The sequence below is a fragment of the Vibrio sp. 10N.247.311.14 genome (assembly GCF_041467715.1).
Classification (GTDB): Bacteria; Pseudomonadota; Gammaproteobacteria; order Enterobacterales; family Vibrionaceae; genus Vibrio; species Vibrio crassostreae_C.
The window spans coordinates 23,901-42,330 of sequence record NZ_JBFSVE010000034.1; the positions used below are offsets into that span (position 1 = coordinate 23,901).

An 18,430-nucleotide genomic window follows, 5' to 3' on the forward strand; every position below is an offset into this window, starting at 1 on the left:
CATTTGTAAACGTCTAGATGTCCAGATGGATTTAATTTTTCAGCTTTAGATTATTCAAGATGAATATTTTTAATAAACAAGATGAATATTTGGACGTTGTTCATCGTTCAGATTAGGGAGATAGTTTAGCCATCTAGACGCCTTGTAAAGAACTTAAACCATAAGCTAGGCAGTTTGATCGAACACTAAAAATTATTGAATAAGGAACAGGTTCATGACTACGACAACGCATATTTTAGGCTACCCACGTATCGGCGAAAAACGCGAACTCAAATTCACTTTAGAAAAATACTGGCGCGGTGAGATTAACCAATCAGATTTAAAGCAACTCGGTAGCGAACTAAGAAATCGTAACTGGAATGTACAAGCTAAGGCGAATCTAAGCTTTGCAACTGCGGGTGACTTCGCATGGTACGACCATGTTCTAACAACGACGTTACTTCTAGGTCATGTACCTGAGCGTCACGCTGGTGGATCAGAAGGTGAAAAAGCCTTCCCAGATTTAGATACCTTGTTCCGCGTTGGTCGCGGTCAATCTCAAACTCAAATACAATCTCAAAGGCAGCCAACTTGTTGTGGCGCTAAGCACGGCTCTGAAAGCGCTAAAGATGGTGCAGCAGCATCAGATATGACGAAGTGGTTCAACACTAACTATCACTACATTGTTCCTGAGTTCAGTAAAGACGACACCTTTGAAGTGAGTTGGCCACAACTGTTTGACGAAGTGAGTGAAGCCGTTCAAGCGGGGCATAAGGTGAAGCCAGTTCTTCTAGGCCCATTATCTTATTTATATCTCGGCAAGGAAGTAGAAGAGGGCTTTGACCGTTTAACTTTGCTTCCACGCTTGCTTACCGCTTACCAAGCGATTCTGGCAAAACTGGCCAAGTTGGGCGTTGAGTGGGTACAAATCGATGAACCTATCCTTTCTCTGGAACTTGAGACTAAGTGGGCAGATTCATTCAAATTGGCTTATCAGGTGATTCAAGGTGATGTGAAGCTACTCCTTACCACGTACTTTGATTCTGTGACTGACACGTTAGATAAAATCATGGAACTGCCCGTCAACGGCTTACACATCGATTTGGCTGCCGCACCCCAGCAACTCGATCAAGTGGTGAACAAGCTACCTGAAGATTGGGTGCTTTCTGCAGGAGCAATCAACGGACGCAATGTTTGGCGAGCAGACTTAGCCGCGCAGCTTGAGTTGCTGCAACCAGTGAAAGAAAAGCTAGGCGATAAACTATGGGTCGCAAGTTCATGTTCATTGCTGCATAGCCCAGTCGACCTTGAGTTAGAAGAGACGCTTAGCGAAGAAGTGAAGAGTTGGTTTGCCTTTGCAAAACAGAAAGTCACTGAGGTGAGCTTATTGGGTGCGGCGTTAGACGGCGACCAAAATGCCATTTTAGCGTGTGAGACGTATAGCCACCCGATTGTTGCACGCAAGAGTGCAACTCATGTGAATAAGCCGCAAGTTCAAGCTCGTATTAACACGATAACTAAAGCGCTAGCAGAGCGCACTGCTCCATACGCAGAACGTGCCGCGCACCAGTCTGAGGTGTTAGGCTTACCGCTGTTACCAACCACAACCATTGGTTCATTCCCACAGACAGGCGAGATCCGTGTTCAACGTAGCGCTTACCGCACTGGCAAACTGAGTGAAGCGGAATATAACACTGCATTGAAAGGCCATATTGCGGATGCCGTTAAACGTCAAGAAGCACTGGATTTGGATGTGCTTGTTCATGGCGAAGCTGAACGTAACGACATGGTGGAGTACTTTGCAGAAAACCTAGCAGGCTTTCAAACCACTAAGTTTGGTTGGGTACAAAGCTATGGCTCACGCTGCGTGAAGCCGGCGATTGTGGTCGCGGATATTGAACGAGAAAAACCAATGACGGTGGAATGGTCGACCTATGCCCAATCTCTGACCTCGAAGCAGATGAAAGGGATGCTGACAGGCCCAGTCACTATCTTATGTTGGACATTCCCACGTGAAGACATCTCACGTAAAGAGATCACCAACCAACTGGCGTTTGCTCTACGTGATGAAGTGTCTGATTTGCAAGACGCCGGCATCAACATTATTCAAATCGATGAGCCAGCGATTCGTGAAGGTTTACCACTGAAAAAGCGTGACCACGCAGAATACCTAGAGTGGGCGGTCGATGCCTTTAAGATCTCAGCGGCGAGTGCGAAACCAGAAACTCAAATCCATACCCATATGTGTTACAGCGAGTTCAACGAGATCATTGATTCAGTAGCCGCGCTAGATGCCGATGTGATTACTATTGAGACTTCTCGCTCGAACATGGAACTGCTGAAAGCATTTGAAGAGTTCAACTACCCGAATGCGATTGGACCTGGCGTTTATGACATTCACTCACCAAACATCCCGTCAGAAGAGTGGATTGTTGATTTACTTAAGAAAGCGGCAGAGAAAATTCCAGCGGAACGTTTGTGGGCAAACCCTGATTGTGGGCTGAAGACACGGAACTGGGCAGAGACGGAAGCGGCGCTGACTAACTTAGTTTCGGCAACTAAAGCACTGCGTAAAGAGTGGGAATCAACCGAGGCATAATTCAGCTTAGGATTTTGATTGTTTCATAAAACAAAGGCCTCGCATTTGCGAGGCCTTCTGGTTTTATACTTGTTCGAATCTCGAGCTAGAATCTAGCTGCTGCTCTGACACGTCTCTTTGCTGATCAACTTCTCAACCATCAGTTGTCCGCGAGTGTTGCGAATCTTGATGTTGTAAGCCAAGCCCATATCAAGGTTTGCTCTCACTTCAGAGTTGGTGCAGTAGCTATTCACACTCATGTCTACAACTTGGTTTAAAGGCTTAGCACCTTTTGCATCTTGGTTGTAGATCATCATGATTTCGATAACCGTGTTTTTTGCTAGCACGCGCATGACCGACAGTGGGCCATACTCAATCGGCAGGCCTGCAGATAAAACGCCAGCTCGGTGCTGCGCCATCATCTCTAGCTGTCTTTGTTCGTCTTGCTCACTTGAAGCACAGCCTGCAAGCAGAGCTAAAGCCAGTGAGCCAATAATCCATTTTTTCACGTTAAAATACTTTCTTGAATGGTTTTACAATCACATTTTGGTAAACGCCAGCATCAATGTACGGGTCAGCGTCTGCCCATGCTTGTGCATCTTCCAAAGAGTTAAATTCAGCAATCACAGTTGAACCTGTAAAGCCTGCTTCGCCAGGGTTATCTGAATCAATCGCTGGCATTGGACCTGCTGTTAACAGTCGGCCTTCATCGTGAAGTGTTTGTAGGCGTTCTAGATGTTGTGGGCGAACACTTAGGCGTTTTTCTAATGAATTTTCGACGTCTTGAGAAAAAATCACGTACCACATATTGAGATATCCTTATTTTACTTCACTAAATTTGGGGCGTTTAAATTCGCTATCTTGCTAATTTACGCGAACTAATTGGTATTGGAAGGGCTAATGATAAGAAATTGTGAATTGGTGCGAGAGAGTTGTATGGTCGTTAGGGCGTGTTGACCTTTCGTGGTTAAATTTTGTTCGGATGGGGACGCCTAGTCAAAAGCGTTTTAATCGCGGCGAGGGGGAAGTAGCCTAGTCATTCTAAGCAAATCTCCCTCAACAAAGAGTAAAACGCTTTTAGCTGAACCCTTCGGGCAGCGTTTGCTGGTCATTTCTACTACGTTATCGGCTTCTTATGGAGGCTAGCTACACATCAAAGTCTCTGCCTTGTATAAATACCCAGCAATTCGCTGCAAAAGTCAGCTCGAAAGGTCAATACGCCCTAGTAATTTCATTTATAAAAACTAAAGACCATCGGTGCCACACGCTTAATAAAAGGTGTTATTTGTTGATTGGGCGAGGCTTACCACTTTCATCAACCGCAACGTAGTTGAACGTTGCTCCACAAACCTTATATCGGTCGCCGATACCGTGATCAAGTACAGGCTTAACCCAGACTTCTAGGTCGATATTCATCGAGCTGCGACCAATCTTAGTGCAGTCACCATAAACACACACAACATCACCCACTGAAACCGGCTGTTTGAACTCGATACTCGATACTGAAACCGTGACTATCTTGCCGTTAGATATCTCTTTTGCCAGTATGCCGCCAGCAAGGTCAAGCTGTGACATTATCCAACCACCGAAAATCTGGCCTGCTGCATTTGTATCAGAAGGCATCGCTAATGTGCGAAGAAGTAAAGAACCAATCGGGTTCAAAGTTGATTGAATAGTCATTGTCGTACTCTTAATGGTATTGATTGTTTTATATAAAAATAGATGTGTTTACGAGACTCGTGGTGGTCTAATTTTTAACGTCTTCACCGAACACAAATAATCAGCGGCCAATGATCACGAGTATCATTGGCCAATCGCATATTGATAATAATTGTATCAAATAGGGTATGAGGACTCATCCCTAAGGGCTATTTCTCGTCGGTATTTTTATCCGTTAACTCTTTCTGCTGGTCTTTTGGTAGATGCTTATAGATATAAACACCAGTGAGCAAGGTGAAGAGCAAGGTCGCGATGAGTAGACCAAACACTTTGAAGTTGACCCAAACATCCAACGGTAGGCTGAAAGCAACGTAAACGTTGAGAACGGCACATAGGGTAAAGAACAGCGTCCATGCCCAGTTGATCTTGCCCCATACCGAATCAGGCAGTGTGATCTCTTTGCCTAACATACCTTTAATCGCTGATTTGCCCATGATGTGACTGACCGTCAGGCCAATCGCAAACAGTGCGTAAACGATGGTGACTTTCCATTTAATGAAGTTGTCGTCGTGCAAGAAGATGGTCATGCCACCAAATACGGCAACCATTAGAAAGGTGATGACCTGCATTTTTTCGACTTTCTTGTAGATGAAATAAGTCAAAATAATTTGAACTGCAGAGGCAACGATCAAAGCGCCGGTCGCGGTATAGATGTCGTACATCTTATAAAGCGCAAAGAAAATAATGAGAGGAATGAAATCAAGAATTTGTTTCATGAGACACTGACTATCCAGTTAGTTGAGTTGCTGACAGTCTAACGAAAACTGTCTCGATGCTAAATAGCTCGAGACAATTGGGTGCCAATTAATTCAATCTAACCACTCATCGTGTTTAAAGAGTTGAAGCAGGTTATCGCATTGACGAGGTTTGATAGCGAGGTATCAGCTTTTTGATATCTTCAAGGTAACCTTCGCTCTTTAAGCTGTCTAAGGTGTTTTCGAGCTCTTGCTCACTCATGGCAAAACATGTCGATTTACCGGTCGTTAAGTCGAGATACTCGTGATATTCACGCTCTGTGAAGTGGCCAATTCTGTCCATTAATAGGGTTTTAATTCCATGGTGAATCAAGCCGTAATACGTATGTCTTTGTAAGGTCATAGCCTATCCTCCGTGACAAGCTGCAGTGAAACTGGTGCAACCTGCTGTATATTGGTTGGGTTATCTATGACAAAGCAACTCGAATGCCATTTTCTCCAACGGAACAGAATAAATTCCCGGCTAAATAGAATTGAACTTCTTTTCAAATAGTTAAAGGAAGGTACGTTCTATTCTCTGACAATCAATACGAAACAGACATCAAATAGTTTCATTTTGAGAACGGAAAAATTCTCATTATGACGCTCTCCTGCCGCTTATAAAGAGGCCTACCAACAATGATTGCCGCTAATCGACGAGCCAATCAACAAGCGTAGATAAGGATGTATTTTGTCGATTCTTGGGTTGCAGCAAGAAGTAACCATTTCCAGAGAAAACACTGCCTTCACTCACTTTTACCAATCTACCTAAATCAATATCTTGCTTGGCCAGTGTGATGTCGCCTATGGCAATGCCAAACCCTTGAATGGCGGCGTTCATAGCTTGATCGAGTGTCGCGAATTGTTGGTTGTTCTTGCTTGAAAGGTCGTGGCTGCCTATGTGCTCTAACCAAAGTCGCCAATCACTTTGCTCATTGTTGGCGTGTAGCCAAGTGTATTGGGCAAGCTTGTGTGGCTTGATGATGGTCGATGCGTCGTCGACAAGATGGCTCTGTGTAATGCTTTGTGCTTGGCAAACGGGCGCTAGCTGCTCGTTAAACAATAATTGGCTGATAATCGATTGTTGGTTTGGCTTCTTACCATAGATAATTACGGCGTCAAACGGATCAAAGCTTGGTTCGAAGACGTGCTTGATGGTCGACGTCAGTTCGACATCAATTTCAGGATAGGCTTGCTGAAAAGACATCAACTTAGGTAGTAGCCAAGAGGTAATACAGCTCGGTGCGTTGAGTTTGATCTTAGACGGAGAGCTAGCCACTTGATTTAGAGCCGATTGCAGCTGATGAATCGTTCCTTGTATCAGGGGAACCAGTTCTTCTCCTTTCGGCGTTAAAGACAATCCGCGAGCATGGCGATAGAAGAGATCACAGCCAAGGCTTTCTTCAAACGACAATACCTGACGACTCACTGCACCTTGCGTAACATTGAGCTCATGTGCCGCGCGTGTAAAGTTGAGGTGCCTTGCCGTAGACAAAAACGCGAGCAAGGTTTTGGTTGAAGGAAGTGTGCGATTCATATCTTTACCTATGACTTTTTATCATGGCTATTATGTGATTATTTCGATTCATTTATCAATAGTGTTCTGTTTGAATGTAAATACTTAATCATCATTTGTGATTCAATATGTGTATAAGTCACATTTTTTGAATATGAAGGCAATGATGAAGACATTGTGATTTTGTGAAAGGGATAGCTTCTTGACATCTTTTATTGATAGCTTAGTGCCTCAGGCTGTAAAAAAATTAATACCTTATCAATCGGCAAGAAGAATTGGTGGTGATGGACGTGTCTGGCTAAACGCCAATGAATTGGAAAGCTCGCTGTTTCAAGGAGAAGCAAGTCACAACCGATACCCAGACTTCTTACCACAAGATATTGCTAAGGCTTATCAAGATTACTGTAGTACCGATGCCGCGACTGTGGCTGTTCGTGGTGCAGATGAAGCGATTGATTTGCTGATCAGAACATTCTGTAAACCGGCGTGCGACAACATACTTATCTGCTCTCCAACGTATGCGATGTATGAGTTTTGCGCTGATGCATTGGCGATTAATACCTTGGACTCTCCATTGCAGGAAGACTTTAGCCTGAACGTCGCTGATATTGTGAATAAGGCAAAACTGGCGAATATCGTGTTTCTTTGCTCACCAAACAATCCAACGGGCAATGTGATTCCTAAATCGGATTTGATTCAGGTACTGGAAGGCACGACTGGAAAATCTCTAGTGGTCGTCGATGAAGCGTATATCGAATTTGAACCACAAACGTCAGCCGTTAGCCTTATTGAGCGTTATCCGCACTTGGTTGTGATTCGCACTTTGTCTAAGGCATTTGGACTGGCTGCAGTTCGTTGTGGTTTTATCTTAGCGAGTCAAAATGTGATGCAGTATGTCGCGAAGCTGATTCCACCTTATCCGATGCCAGATTGCTCATCTCAAATTGTATTAGACGCGTTGTCTGATGAACGAGTCTCAGTGATGCAAGATGCGACGCAGAATCTGGTTGAGCTGCGTAACTGGTTTGCTTGTGAGTTAACGCAGTTTGATTTCATCGAGTCTGTTTACCCTTCATCGACAAACTTCATTTTGCTGCGTCAAAAAGCTGGGCATCAAGTGTTCAGTGTCTTGGCGAAGGACGGCATTGTGACAAGGAACCAAAACCATGAACCGGCTTTGCGTAACTGTGTTCGAATCAGTATTGGTAGCCAAGAGAGCATGCTAGAAGTGATAACGTCACTAACACGTTACCAAACCGAATTAGAACAGAGTCAACAAGGCAAACACATTCAACAAGCTCAACATAAAGAAACTCAATCTCAACTCGATAAAGATCATATCTAGGATGGCAATGATGAAAAAGATAATACTAGGACTCGCTTGTGCGGTCGCTTTACTTGGTACAACGGTACAGGCGAAAGAAATCCGTTTGGCGTCGGACTTTACGTATCCGCCATTCAACTATAAAAACAGCGACGGTGTGCCTGTCGGGTTTGATATTGAGATAGCTGATGCCTTGTGTGAGCAAGCTAAACTCGATTGTACTTGGGTTTCACAAAGCTGGGATTCGCTAATTCCAAGTTTGTTGGCAAGAAAGTCAGATGTGATTATGGCGTCAATGCGTATCACCGAAGAGCGTAAGCGTAAGATCTTATTTACTGATAAGTACTACCAAACTCCAGCCGTGTTTGTTGCTGCTAAAAGCGCGGAGTTCAGCGTTGATGAGGCGGGCTTGGCGGGCAAAACTATAGGTGTTCAACAAGGTACGATTCACGATCGCTACGTAACCGACAAGTTTGGCAGTGTGGCCAACATTAAGCGTTACACAGGGCAAGATGAAGTGTATCTGGATCTGCAAAATGGTCGTCTAGATCTAACCTTTGGCAACTCGGATCAACTGTCATTAGCTTTCTTAGATAAAAAAGAAGGTGAGGGCTTTGAATTTAAAGGTAAAGCAGTAACCGACAAAGCCTACATTGGCGAGGGTACGGCGTTAGCACTAAGAAAGCAGGATTCAAAACTGGCGAAACAATTCAATGCCGCGATTGAAGAGATCAGAGCGAACGGTACTTACGACAAGATCGCCGCTAAGTACTTCACGTTTGATATCTATGGCGCTGATTTGTAATTCGTCTAACGCCTAAAAAACTAGAACACCAAAAACAAAAATCCGAGGGCTGTAAGGCTCTCGGATTTTTGTTGCAAATAATTCATCCTATTAAGCTTCTATCTATTGCCTTTATCTATTCTTGTTACCTAAATCCAGCCGAAAACCTTGCATTCATCACCTCACAAAGCACTGTTCACGACTCGCGTTTTCGAGCGAGGAAACCTTCTTTGTCGTGCTCTATAACTGAATTTAATGTCTTAAAATAACATAAATATATCGGTGCTTTTTTGCTAAGAGATTGTTCTAGAAGCAGTTGAAAGTAATCGAAATTCCCAAAAAATCCAAAGTAGAACTGATTAATGGTCTAATTAGTCCCAAATATGATTGGTATCACAATCAATTAGGTTCTCAGGCCAATAGATAAACCTTAGTTCACAAAATATACATATAGTATTGTAATACAAAATTCATAGGGTAAGAATATTGTAATGAAACGTTACTGCTATGAGCGATGTGCAATTGAACGTTAGATTTCAAACTTAGCTATAGCGTTGCATATAAAAACTGTACCTCTTACAAAATGGATTCTGGAGAAGAACATGAAAAAACACCTACTGACGATTGCAGCGGCTTCAATTCTTATGGCATTTGGCGCTCAAGCAAAAACTTTGACGTTAGGGCATGCAATGTCATTAGAAAGCGCAGCTCACCAAGGCATGGTGATCATGGCTGATAAAGTTAAAGAAAAATCGAATGGTGAACTTACGATTAAGATCTTTCCAAACGGTCAATTAGGCTCTGAACGTGACCAAGCGGAGCAAGTTGTTACTGGCGCGATTGATATGGCCAAAATCAATGGTGGGTTAGCCGAATCTTTTGAACCAACGTTTAAGGTTAATGCACTGCCTTTCTTATTCCGTGACGTTCCACATATGAGAACCTTCATGCGAAGTGAAGCTGCACAAGAGATGTTGCTTTCAAGTGAAGGTAAAGGCTTCATCGGTCTTACATTCTATGACTCAGGCACACGTAGCTTCTACGCTAAAAAAGCCATTAACTCACCGGCTGATCTCGCTGGTATGAAAGTTCGAGTTCCGGGTTCTCCAACCATGATGGAAATGGTTAACCTATTAGGTGGTAAAGCAACGCCTGTACCTTTCAATGAGGTATACACGGCGCTGCAACAAGGTGTAATTGACGGTGCTGAAAATAATATTTCTAGCTTAGTTGAAATGAAACACAGCGAAGTTGCCAAATTTTACTCTATGGACCAGCACATGATGACGCCTGACGTGATCATCATTTCTGAATACAAATGGGGTACTTTAACGGCTAACGAGCAAAAAATCTTAAAAGAAGCTGCTGCTGAGTCTCTTGAAGAGCAGATCAAAATCTGGGATGCAACAGATGACATGAACAAAGAGAAAGGAATGAAAGAAGGTGTCACGTTTGTTGAAGTTGATAAAGCCCCTTTCCGTGCAGCTGTTAAACCTATGATTGATGAGGCGAAAAAAGACCCTAAATTAGCTTCATTCATTGAAAAAATTGAAGTTCTGTAATCAGTCTTAGTGAAAATATAATTTTGCCTTGGCTTTGCTAAGGCAAAATTTTTTGAGGTATCACACCATGTTAGCAACTTTCAGAAACCTACTTGATAGGTTGATTCTTTTTGTCTCTTCTTTCGCATTAATGTTACTTGTCGTTACTGTCACTTGGCAGGTTTTTAGTCGCTATGTTTTGAATGACCCAAGTAATTGGACTGATGAACTTGCTCGTTATGCGATGGTATGGCTTGGATTATTAGGAGCAAGCTACTTATTCGGTATCAAAGGGCATTTAGCTATAACGTTATTGGATGGTTATCTTAAGGGTAAAGCGCACATAGCATTACATCTACTCATCAATGTGATTTCTGGCGCATTTGTATTTCTTGCAATGCTTCAAGGTGGCATCGCCTTAATGGGAAGAACCACACAACAACTCTCTCCAGCACTGCAATTACCGATGTCGACGGTGTATTCAATATTGCCGATTTCAGCCGTTATTATCCTCATTTATTTGGTCATGAATACGTTTGATCTTTTTTGTGAACCCAACAAAAAATAAGTTTTAAAAGGACTCTATATTATGGATTTGTCCATTGGTGTTTGGCTGCTAGGCCTATTCTTATTCATGATCGCGATAAGCATGCCGATTGCGATTGCAATTGCCATGTCATCTTTAACCATCATGTATTTCATCTTACCGTTTGAAGTCGCCAGTATTACTGCGGGTCAAAAAATCATTACCGGTATTGATAGTTTCAGTTTATTAGCCATCCCTTTCTTTATCCTCGCGGGGAATATAATGAATGTAGGTGGCATCGCGAGTCGACTCATCAACCTTGCAAAGCTCTTGGTTGGTTGGATCCCGGGCTCACTTTTTCACGTGAACATCTTCGCCAATATGATGTTTGGCGCCGTTTCAGGATCAGCCGTTGCAGCAGCAGCTGCGGTTGGTAAAACCTTAGGCCCAGAATTAGAAAAAGATGGTTATGATAAAAACTTAGCAACAGCAGTAAACGTTGCATCTTGCCCGGCAGGCTTATTAATACCGCCGAGTAATTCACTGATCGTATTTTCAGTGGTATCGGGTGGAACATCCGTTGCGGCGTTGTTTATCGCAGGGTATGTCCCAGGTATTCTAATGGGCTTAAGTTGTATGGTCGTCGCCTATTTCATCGCTAAAAAGAAGGGCTACAAAACAAGTGCGAATGACGGCTTCACAACTAAAGATGTGCTGAATATTGTTTGGCAAGCAACACCAAGCTTAGGGCTTATTGTAGTTGTTATTGGTGGTATTATTGGTGGTGTTTTCACTGCAACAGAAGGGGCATGTATAGCGGTTCTTTACTCTTTTATACTGTCACTCTGTTACCGAACCCTCAAATGGGCGCACTTCCCGATAATTTGTAGAGAAACCGTTCAGGTCACTGGCATTATGCTGTTTTTGATTGGTGCTTCTACCATCATGTCATGGGCTATGGCGTTTACCGGTCTACCAACCATGATCAGCGATTGGATGCTCTCTATTTCAGACAATCCAATTATCATCTTTATTCTGATGAACCTGATTCTACTGATTGTGGGTATGTTTATGGACCTTACGCCAGCCGTATTGATCTTTACCCCTATCTTTATGCCGATTGCTGAGCACTTAGGCATGCATCCAATTCACTTTGCGATGATGATTATCTTCAACTTATGTATTGGTATTGCAACGCCACCCGTTGGCACGGCGCTATTTGTGGGTTGTAGTGTCAGTGGCTCTAAGATTGAGAATGTTATAAGAAGTATCATGCCGTTTTGTGCCGTACTGATCGTCACACTGTTGGCTATTACTTTTATTCCAGAAATTAGTTTGGCTCTGCCTCGTGCGTTTGGATTAATCAATTAGCCTAACAAGGGTAAGGTTTACCGATTCAACATTGATCATCACCTAATAAAAAACCGCCTGTATGAAGGCGGTTTTTTTATCAATCAAAACTGAAGCTTAATATTATGCTTGCTGTTTTTGTAGCTCAGCTTCTTTCGCTTCGTCTTCGATTAGAGAGTCAACGATAACTGCACATGCTGCATCACCAGTGATGTTCAGAGCAGTACGGATCATGTCGAAGATACGGTCTAGAGCGAACAACAGAGGTAGACCTTCGATAGGGATACCAGCCGCTAGAAGAACTGCAACCACTAGGAAAGAAGGACCAGGAACACCTGCTTGGCCAACTGCGCCTAGCGTAGACGTTACGATGATAGCAACGTAAGCACCCATAGACAGGTCGATGTTGAACAGCTGTGCGAAGAAGATAGCAACTAGGCCGTAGTAAATTGCGTTACCAGACATGTTGATCGTCGCACCAAGAGGCAGAACGAATGAAGCCGTAGAGTTACGAACGCCAAGTTCCTTCTCTACCGTTTCCATTGTTACTGGCAGTGTCGCCATTGAAGAGGCTGTTGATAGTGCAACCGCTTGAGGCTTCTTCATTGCCACTAGGAACTTCTTAGCAGAAGTCTTAGTGAAGATTTGAATCATTAGCGGGTAAGCAACAAAGCCGAAGATCAGAATCGCAGCGATGTAGACAACGAACAGTTTGAACACAACCATAAGTGCGCCAAAGCCGAATGTACCCACAGCTTCTGCCATTAGGCCGAATACGCCAAGTGGTGCAATGATCATAACCTTGTTGATCATCCAAACCATAGCGTCAACAATCGCGTTTACGCCATTGATGATAGGGTCACGTTTCTCTTTCGCTTGTTTAGAAATCGCAATACCGAAGAATAAGCAGAAAACTAGAATTTGCAGAATGTTTGCTTCATTCAGTGATTGGAAAACGTTGGTCGGGATCATGCCTGTGATGGTTGCCCAGAACGTTGGAAGTTCACCTTTCGCAGCGTATTCAGAAGAGAACATGCCTTCAACGCCAGAAACATCGATACCACGACCTGGTTCGAATATTTCACCCATTACTAGCGCTAGTGCTACAGCAAGTGCAGACGTTAGTGCAAAGTAACCTAGAGTGGTCACGCCCACTTTACCTGCTGATGAGCTGTTGCCTAGACCAGCAGCACCTGAAATTAGGGCAACCGCGACTAGAGGGATAACCAGCATCTTGATCAAATTGATGAAGATAGCACCCAGTGGAGCGAACATAGTTGCGCTGTCACCCATCATCGCACCGACTAGGGTACCGATGATCATTGCAATAACGACTTGAACGCCGATGTTGCTTAGTAAACTCTTTTCTTTTAACACTTCCATAACCTCTGTGCTACTAAATATAAAAATCCCAGAACTACTCACCAATGTACGATGTACCATTGGAATAATATTTCGCGAGAAGTTTTACACGTATCCTTTACATTTATCAATATGAGCAGAGATGAAAGAACACCAAAAAGCAGTAATCAAATGTCAATTGATGATTTTTCACACTAAAGCAAACGATTGCTTTTTGATTTGTCATTATTTTTTATAAATGATAGTGATGTTTTGGTGGGGTATTATAGATGTGCTACAGGTTTGTATGAGGTGTTGTTTTTATCAGAAATTTAACAATTGAGAGGGTTTGGACGTGTTCTCGGAGAAAAACTCCCACAGCGCAAATTATCGCACTAGTGGGAGCCTATTTATTATTTTTGCGTTGCCGCTTTCATTGGCGTAACAAACTCAGCAAGTGCTTTAAGCATTGCTTCTGGTTGTTCAACGTTGTTTTCAATTATTTTCACAACCGCAGAGCCAGAGATAGCACCAGCAGCGCCAGCTTCGATGGCTTCTTTTACTTGCTCAGGAGCAGAGATACCGAAACCAAGCAGTGCTGGTGGCGCATCAAACTTGTTCAAACGGTCAAGTAGGGCTGTCACAGGCATGTTTGCTTTGGTTTCTGCACCCGTTACGCCAGCACGAGAAAGTAGGTAAGTGTAACCACCACCTAGCTCAGAAACCGATTGAAGCGTCTCATCACTTGCTGTTGGTGGAGCAATAAATATTGGGTGAATACCAAACTTCTTAGCTGCAGCAACAAACTCGCCACTCTCGTTGGTTGGTACATCAGCAATCAATACTGAATCGATACCTGCATTCGCACAACGCTCGTAGAAGTTCTCGATACCACGTGCGTACACCAAGTTTGCGTACATCAGTAGGCCGATTGGCAGATCTGGGTATTTAGCACGAATTTGACCAATAAGATCAAAACACACATCTGGCGTTACTTTTGAATCTAACGCACGAATGTTTGCACCTTGGATTGTCGGGCCATCAGCAAGCGGATCTGAGAATGGAATACCAAGTTCAAGTGCATCAGCACCCGCTTCAACGAGTGTTTCCATGATCTTAAGAGATTGCTGAGGGTTAGGATCGCCAACCGTTACGAATGGTACAAATGCGCCCTGATTCTTTTCAGCTAAGCGAGTGAAGAGTGATTGATAGCGATCCATTATAATGCTCCTTTCTCTTTAAGAATGTCGTGTACAGAGAAGATGTCTTTATCACCACGACCAGATAGATTAACCACTAATAGCTGTTCTTTCTCTGGGTCATCGTGAGCCATTTTAACAGCATGAGCCAAAGCATGAGATGACTCTAGCGCTGCGATAATACCTTCTTTACGTGCAATCAATTGGAACGCTTCTAGCGCTTCGTCGTCGGTCACGTTGTCGTATTCAGCACGGCCAATAGCATTTAGGTGCGCGTGTTGAGGACCAACTGATGGGAAGTCTAGACCCGCAGATACAGAGTAAGACTCTTCTACTTGGCCGTTCTCATCTTGCATCAGTGGCGCTTTCATGCCGAAGAAGATACCGGTTTTACCGTGCTTAAGCGGCGCGCCGTGTTGGTCGGTATCAATACCTTTACCAGCCGGCTCTACACCGATTAGGCGAACAGTTTCTTCTTCAATGAAATCCGCAAACATACCGATAGCGTTCGAACCACCGCCGACACAAGCGATAACCGCATCGGGAAGGCGACCTTCACGAGCTAAGATTTGGTGCTTCGTTTCTTCACCAATCATGCGTTGGAAATCACGAACAATCGTTGGGAATGGGTGAGGACCCGCTGCAGTACCCAATAGGTAATGCGCGTCTTCATAAGTTGCAGACCAGTCACGTAGTGCTTCGTTACACGCATCTTTTAGCGTTGAAGAGCCAGAATGAACAGGGATAACCTCTGCGCCCATTAGCTTCATACGGAACACGTTCGGGCTTTGACGTTCAACGTCTTTTGCACCCATGTAAACACGACACTTAAGACCTAGTAGAGCACACGCTAGAGCCGTTGCCACACCGTGTTGGCCTGCGCCAGTTTCAGCGATGATTTCCTGCTTACCCATACGTTTTGCTAGCAATGCTTGACCAAGAACTTGGTTTGTCTTGTGAGCACCGCCGTGAAGTAGATCTTCACGCTTTAGGTACAGTTTTGTTTTTGTACCTTTTGTTAGGTTGCGTGCTAGCGTTAGTGCCGTTGGACGACCAGCGTACTCTTGAAGAAGCGTCATGAATTCGCTGCGGAACTCAGGATCGGCTTGTGCATCGATAAATGCTTGTTCAAGTTGGTCTAGTGCTGGCACTAGGATCTGCGGTACGTATTGACCACCGTATTCACCAAAGTAGGCATCGAGTTTAGCCATTGTGTTATTCCTTCAATTCTACTGATGTGTATTCACACCAAGTCATTTAATCTTGTTTGAGCTTCGCAAAAGGCAAAGCTCACAAATATGTTTTTAGTTTCTGCTTTCTGCTTTCTGCTTTCTGCTTTCTGCTTTCTAGCGCCGAGTTTGGACTAGTAATTGCGAATCGCAGCAAAAGCACGCTGCAGCTTGTCTGCGTCTTTTTTACCTGGAGCTGATTCAACGCCAGAGTTTAGGTCTAACCCTAAGCAGCCCAACTTAGCCGCTTGGTTAGCATTTTCTGGGTTTAGACCACCCGCCAACATGATCGCGCTTTGGTTGTTGATTAGGCTCCAATCGAACACTTGGCCTGTGCCACCTGTTTGAGAACCCACTTTAGTATCTAGCAGGTGACGAGTCACGTTGCTTTCCAGTAATTCTGGTAGCGAGCTCTCTGCACCGTTTTCAGAACCAGAAGCAACACCGTAAGCTTTCCAAATCTCAACGCTTTCAGGCAGTGACTGTTTTAGTTCATCGACATATGCTTGAGATTCATCACCGTGCAGTTGCACTGCAAATAAACCTAGCTCAGAAACCGTGTTCGCAACGTCTGCCACGCTGTGGTTTTGGAACACACCCACGTAGTTCAAAGGTGCGCCGCTCATAGTCAAACGAGCAGCTTCGATATCCACATGACGCTTAGATGCTTCGACGAAAATCAGACCACCGAATACCGCACCAGCTTGATACGCTTTCGCTGCATCGTCAGAGTGAGTTAAACCACACACCTTGTTTTCACCCAGCGTTACTTTACGCACAGCAAGCTCAAGGTTTTTCTCAGCCATTAGAGAGCTACCGATTAGGAATCCATCTGCAAACGTTGAAAGGTCACGAACTTGTTGATGTGTGTAGATGCCAGACTCTGAAATTACGACTGCGTTTGGAGCCAGTTCGCGAATCAGCGGCGCCAACTCTTTAGTACGGTTCAAATCAGTCGAAAGGTCACGAAGATTACGGTTGTTAATGCCGATCACCTTAGCGTTTAGAGCGACTGCACGGTGAAGCTCTTCTTCGTTGCTGACTTCGGTCAATACACCCATGTTGAGTGAGTGAGCGACTTCCGCCAGCGCTTTGTACTCTTTGTCATCTAATACCGATAGCATTAACAAGATAGCATCAGCTGAGTAATGACGAGCTAGATACACTTGGTAGGTATCAACCATGAAGTCTTTACACAGGATAGGCTGCTTAGCAATGCTGCGAACTTTAGGTAAAAACTCAAAGTCACCTTGGAAGTACTTCTCGTCTGTCAGCACAGAAATCGCGTTTGCGTGGTTGTTGTAAACAGAAGCAATGTAGTCGAGGTCAAACTCGTCACGGATTAAACCTTTTGACGGAGAGGCCTTTTTACATTCAGTGATGAAAACCGTTTGTTCTCCGCTCAGAGCGTCATAAAAGCTGCGGTCTGTTGCAGTTAGTGACGCTTTAAACTCGTCTAATGGTTGAGTCTGCTTACGTGCTTCAACCCATTGGTATTTATCACGAACGATTTTTGCTAATACTTCCGCCATTTCAGCTTCTTTGACTGAAACGTGGGTCGACAGTTTATCGGTAGTCTGTGTCATGTTCTTTGTCTCAATTCGTCGTTCGTTAGGCGTGTGCAGCAAGCTTATGTACAAGCTCGTACGCTTTGCCAGAGTTCATCGCGTCAATCGCTTGCTGAGCGTTGGCTTTTAGGTCTTCGTGACCAAATAGACGCATCAGCAGAGCTACGTTGACTGCCACTGCGCCAACTTGAGCATCAGTGCCTTTACCCGTCAGGATATCAGTTGTGATGGCTTTGTTCTCTTCTGGCTCGCCGCCCTTAATCGCTTCAAGAGGGTGAGTGTTCAAACCAAAGTCAGCCGGAGTCACTGTGTACTCGTGAATCTTGCCATCTTTAATCTCAGCAACGATAGTCTCGCCGTGAATCGCTACTTCATCTAGGCCGCTACCGTGCACAACAGCTGCACGCTTCATGCCCATTTGCAGCATGGTTTCTGCGATAGGGCGTACCAGTTCTTTGCTGTAAACACCCATTAGCTCGATGTTAGGGCGAGCAGGGTTAATCAGTGGGCCAAGAATATTGAAGATAGTGCGCGTTTTCATTGTTTGACGAACCGGCATCGCGTGACGTACACCAACGTGATATTGCGGAGCAAATAGGAATGCTACGCCAAGTTCATCAACAGCCGTACGTGTGTCTTCAGCTGTCATCGCTAGGTTGATACCGAACGAATCCAGTAAGTCAGAAGAGCCTGATTTGCTCGATACGCTGCGGTTACCGTGCTTCGCGACTTTTAAGCCACACGCTGCGGCAACAAATGCAGAAGTCGTCGAGATATTGATGGTGTTGTGACCGTCGCCACCTGTACCTACGATGTCTGCGAAATCGTAATCAGGGCGCGGGAACGGGTTTGCATTCGCAAGTAGTGCTTTTGCTGCGCCTGCAATTTCATCGGGCGTTTCGCCTTTGATTTTCAGTGCAGTTAGCGCAGAAGCCATCAAGATTGGGTCTAGTTCACCATTGATGATCACATCAAATAACTGTTGGCTTTCTTCTTGAGTAAGAGACTGCTGTTCGTAAAGTTTATTAATCTGTTCCATGAT

The 18,430-nt window shown here is 44.2% G+C and carries 17 protein-coding genes; 6 read left to right on the top strand and 11 right to left on the bottom strand.

Translation table 11 applies throughout. The annotated features are described in order from the left end of the window. Window positions 1-214: 214 nt before the first annotated feature. A complete protein-coding gene (gene metE / locus AB6F11_RS13600; protein WP_102393597.1) occupies window positions 215-2,578 on the top strand; it encodes a 5-methyltetrahydropteroyltriglutamate--homocysteine S-methyltransferase in 2,364 nt (787 codons plus the stop codon). A gap of 92 nt (window positions 2,579-2,670) precedes the next feature. On the opposite strand, the gene AB6F11_RS13605 is transcribed toward metE, so the two are convergent. From AB6F11_RS13605 to AB6F11_RS13630, 6 genes are all read right to left on the bottom strand, one after another. Beyond that, window positions 2,671-3,066 (bottom strand): GspS/AspS pilotin family protein, encoded by a 396-nt coding sequence (locus AB6F11_RS13605; protein WP_017062026.1) that lies wholly within the window; start codon window positions 3,064-3,066, stop codon window positions 2,671-2,673. 1 nt (window position 3,067) lies between these two features. After that, a complete protein-coding gene (locus tag AB6F11_RS13610; protein ID WP_004741234.1) occupies window positions 3,068-3,364 on the bottom strand; it encodes a YciI family protein in 297 nt (98 codons plus the stop codon). 474 nt (window positions 3,365-3,838) lie between these two features. Beyond that, window positions 3,839-4,237 (bottom strand): acyl-CoA thioester hydrolase YciA, encoded by a 399-nt coding sequence (gene yciA, locus AB6F11_RS13615; RefSeq protein WP_017061510.1) that lies wholly within the window; start codon window positions 4,235-4,237, stop codon window positions 3,839-3,841. A gap of 188 nt (window positions 4,238-4,425) precedes the next feature. Then, window positions 4,426-4,992, bottom strand: a complete 567-nt coding sequence (locus AB6F11_RS13620; protein ID WP_017061509.1) for a septation protein A — start codon at window positions 4,990-4,992, stop codon at window positions 4,426-4,428. Between the two features lie 133 nt (window positions 4,993-5,125). Continuing rightward, complete coding sequence (locus AB6F11_RS13625) at window positions 5,126-5,374, bottom strand: hypothetical protein (RefSeq protein WP_017069991.1); 249 nt, start codon at window positions 5,372-5,374, stop codon at window positions 5,126-5,128. 285 nt (window positions 5,375-5,659) lie between these two features. Then, entirely contained in the window at window positions 5,660-6,547 is an 888-nt protein-coding gene (locus tag AB6F11_RS13630; RefSeq protein ID WP_102393386.1) for a LysR substrate-binding domain-containing protein, read from the bottom strand. A gap of 181 nt (window positions 6,548-6,728) precedes the next feature. Between AB6F11_RS13630 and hisC the strand changes: the two genes are divergently transcribed. The 5 genes from hisC to AB6F11_RS13655 all read left to right on the top strand — a co-directional run bounded on the left by hisC (window position 6,729) and on the right by AB6F11_RS13655 (window position 12,072). Then, entirely contained in the window at window positions 6,729-7,871 is a 1,143-nt protein-coding gene (hisC, locus tag AB6F11_RS13635; protein WP_017067399.1) for a histidinol-phosphate transaminase, read from the top strand. Between the two features lie 10 nt (window positions 7,872-7,881). Then, the gene (locus tag AB6F11_RS13640; RefSeq protein WP_102393430.1) at window positions 7,882-8,655 is read left to right on the top strand and encodes an ABC transporter substrate-binding protein; all 774 of its coding nucleotides are present in this window, start codon (window positions 7,882-7,884) and stop codon (window positions 8,653-8,655) included. Between the two features lie 581 nt (window positions 8,656-9,236). Beyond that, window positions 9,237-10,196, top strand: coding sequence for a TRAP transporter substrate-binding protein (locus AB6F11_RS13645; RefSeq protein ID WP_102393387.1), 960 nt, complete (start codon window positions 9,237-9,239; stop codon window positions 10,194-10,196). A 67-nt stretch (window positions 10,197-10,263) separates the two neighbouring features. After that, window positions 10,264-10,743, top strand: a complete 480-nt coding sequence (locus AB6F11_RS13650) for a TRAP transporter small permease (RefSeq protein WP_048613908.1) — start codon at window positions 10,264-10,266, stop codon at window positions 10,741-10,743. Between the two features lie 21 nt (window positions 10,744-10,764). Then, complete coding sequence (locus AB6F11_RS13655) at window positions 10,765-12,072, top strand: TRAP transporter large permease (protein WP_102393388.1); 1,308 nt, start codon at window positions 10,765-10,767, stop codon at window positions 12,070-12,072. A gap of 102 nt (window positions 12,073-12,174) precedes the next feature. Here the strand turns inward: AB6F11_RS13655 and AB6F11_RS13660 are convergent, their stop codons facing one another. The 5 genes from AB6F11_RS13660 to trpD form a co-directional block, all read right to left on the bottom strand. Beyond that, window positions 12,175-13,494: a dicarboxylate/amino acid:cation symporter gene (locus AB6F11_RS13660; RefSeq protein ID WP_321163247.1), complete on the bottom strand. Its 1,320-nt coding sequence runs from the start codon at window positions 13,492-13,494 to the stop codon at window positions 12,175-12,177. 311 nt (window positions 13,495-13,805) lie between these two features. Continuing rightward, window positions 13,806-14,612 carry a tryptophan synthase subunit alpha gene (gene trpA / locus AB6F11_RS13665; RefSeq protein ID WP_017070760.1) on the bottom strand — a complete coding sequence of 269 codons (807 nt, stop codon included), beginning with the start codon at window positions 14,610-14,612 and terminating at the stop codon, window positions 13,806-13,808. Next, window positions 14,612-15,802, bottom strand: a complete 1,191-nt coding sequence (gene trpB, locus AB6F11_RS13670) for a tryptophan synthase subunit beta (RefSeq protein WP_102393389.1) — start codon at window positions 15,800-15,802, stop codon at window positions 14,612-14,614. Before trpB ends, trpA begins: the two co-directional genes overlap by 1 nt. 152 nt (window positions 15,803-15,954) lie before the next feature. Then, on the bottom strand, window positions 15,955-17,406 hold the full coding sequence (gene trpCF, locus AB6F11_RS13675; RefSeq protein ID WP_102393390.1) for a bifunctional indole-3-glycerol-phosphate synthase TrpC/phosphoribosylanthranilate isomerase TrpF: 1,452 nt from the start codon (window positions 17,404-17,406) through the stop codon (window positions 15,955-15,957). A gap of 25 nt (window positions 17,407-17,431) precedes the next feature. Next, window positions 17,432-18,427: an anthranilate phosphoribosyltransferase gene (trpD, locus tag AB6F11_RS13680; RefSeq protein ID WP_102393391.1), complete on the bottom strand. Its 996-nt coding sequence runs from the start codon at window positions 18,425-18,427 to the stop codon at window positions 17,432-17,434. Window positions 18,428-18,430: the final 3 nt, after the last annotated feature.

What these genes read in the sequence shown, in the direction of transcription:
- metE (WP_102393597.1), top strand. Translation starts at nt 215, where the DNA reads ATGACTACGACAACGCATATTTTAGGCTACCCACGTATCGGCGAAAAA.
- AB6F11_RS13610 (WP_004741234.1), bottom strand. Translation starts at nt 3,364, where the DNA reads ATGTGGTACGTGATTTTTTCTCAAGACGTCGAAAATTCATTAGAAAAA.
- yciA (WP_017061510.1), bottom strand. Translation starts at nt 4,237, where the DNA reads ATGACTATTCAATCAACTTTGAACCCGATTGGTTCTTTACTTCTTCGC.
- AB6F11_RS13620 (WP_017061509.1), bottom strand. Translation starts at nt 4,992, where the DNA reads ATGAAACAAATTCTTGATTTCATTCCTCTCATTATTTTCTTTGCGCTT.
- AB6F11_RS13625 (WP_017069991.1), bottom strand. Translation starts at nt 5,374, where the DNA reads ATGACCTTACAAAGACATACGTATTACGGCTTGATTCACCATGGAATT.
- AB6F11_RS13630 (WP_102393386.1), bottom strand. Translation starts at nt 6,547, where the DNA reads ATGAATCGCACACTTCCTTCAACCAAAACCTTGCTCGCGTTTTTGTCT.
- AB6F11_RS13640 (WP_102393430.1), top strand. Translation starts at nt 7,882, where the DNA reads ATGAAAAAGATAATACTAGGACTCGCTTGTGCGGTCGCTTTACTTGGT.
- AB6F11_RS13645 (WP_102393387.1), top strand. Translation starts at nt 9,237, where the DNA reads ATGAAAAAACACCTACTGACGATTGCAGCGGCTTCAATTCTTATGGCA.
- AB6F11_RS13650 (WP_048613908.1), top strand. Translation starts at nt 10,264, where the DNA reads ATGTTAGCAACTTTCAGAAACCTACTTGATAGGTTGATTCTTTTTGTC.
- AB6F11_RS13655 (WP_102393388.1), top strand. Translation starts at nt 10,765, where the DNA reads ATGGATTTGTCCATTGGTGTTTGGCTGCTAGGCCTATTCTTATTCATG.
- AB6F11_RS13660 (WP_321163247.1), bottom strand. Translation starts at nt 13,494, where the DNA reads ATGGTACATCGTACATTGGTGAGTAGTTCTGGGATTTTTATATTTAGT.
- trpA (WP_017070760.1), bottom strand. Translation starts at nt 14,612, where the DNA reads ATGGATCGCTATCAATCACTCTTCACTCGCTTAGCTGAAAAGAATCAG.
- trpB (WP_102393389.1), bottom strand. Translation starts at nt 15,802, where the DNA reads ATGGCTAAACTCGATGCCTACTTTGGTGAATACGGTGGTCAATACGTA.
- trpCF (WP_102393390.1), bottom strand. Translation starts at nt 17,406, where the DNA reads ATGACACAGACTACCGATAAACTGTCGACCCACGTTTCAGTCAAAGAA.
- trpD (WP_102393391.1), bottom strand. Translation starts at nt 18,427, where the DNA reads ATGGAACAGATTAATAAACTTTACGAACAGCAGTCTCTTACTCAAGAA.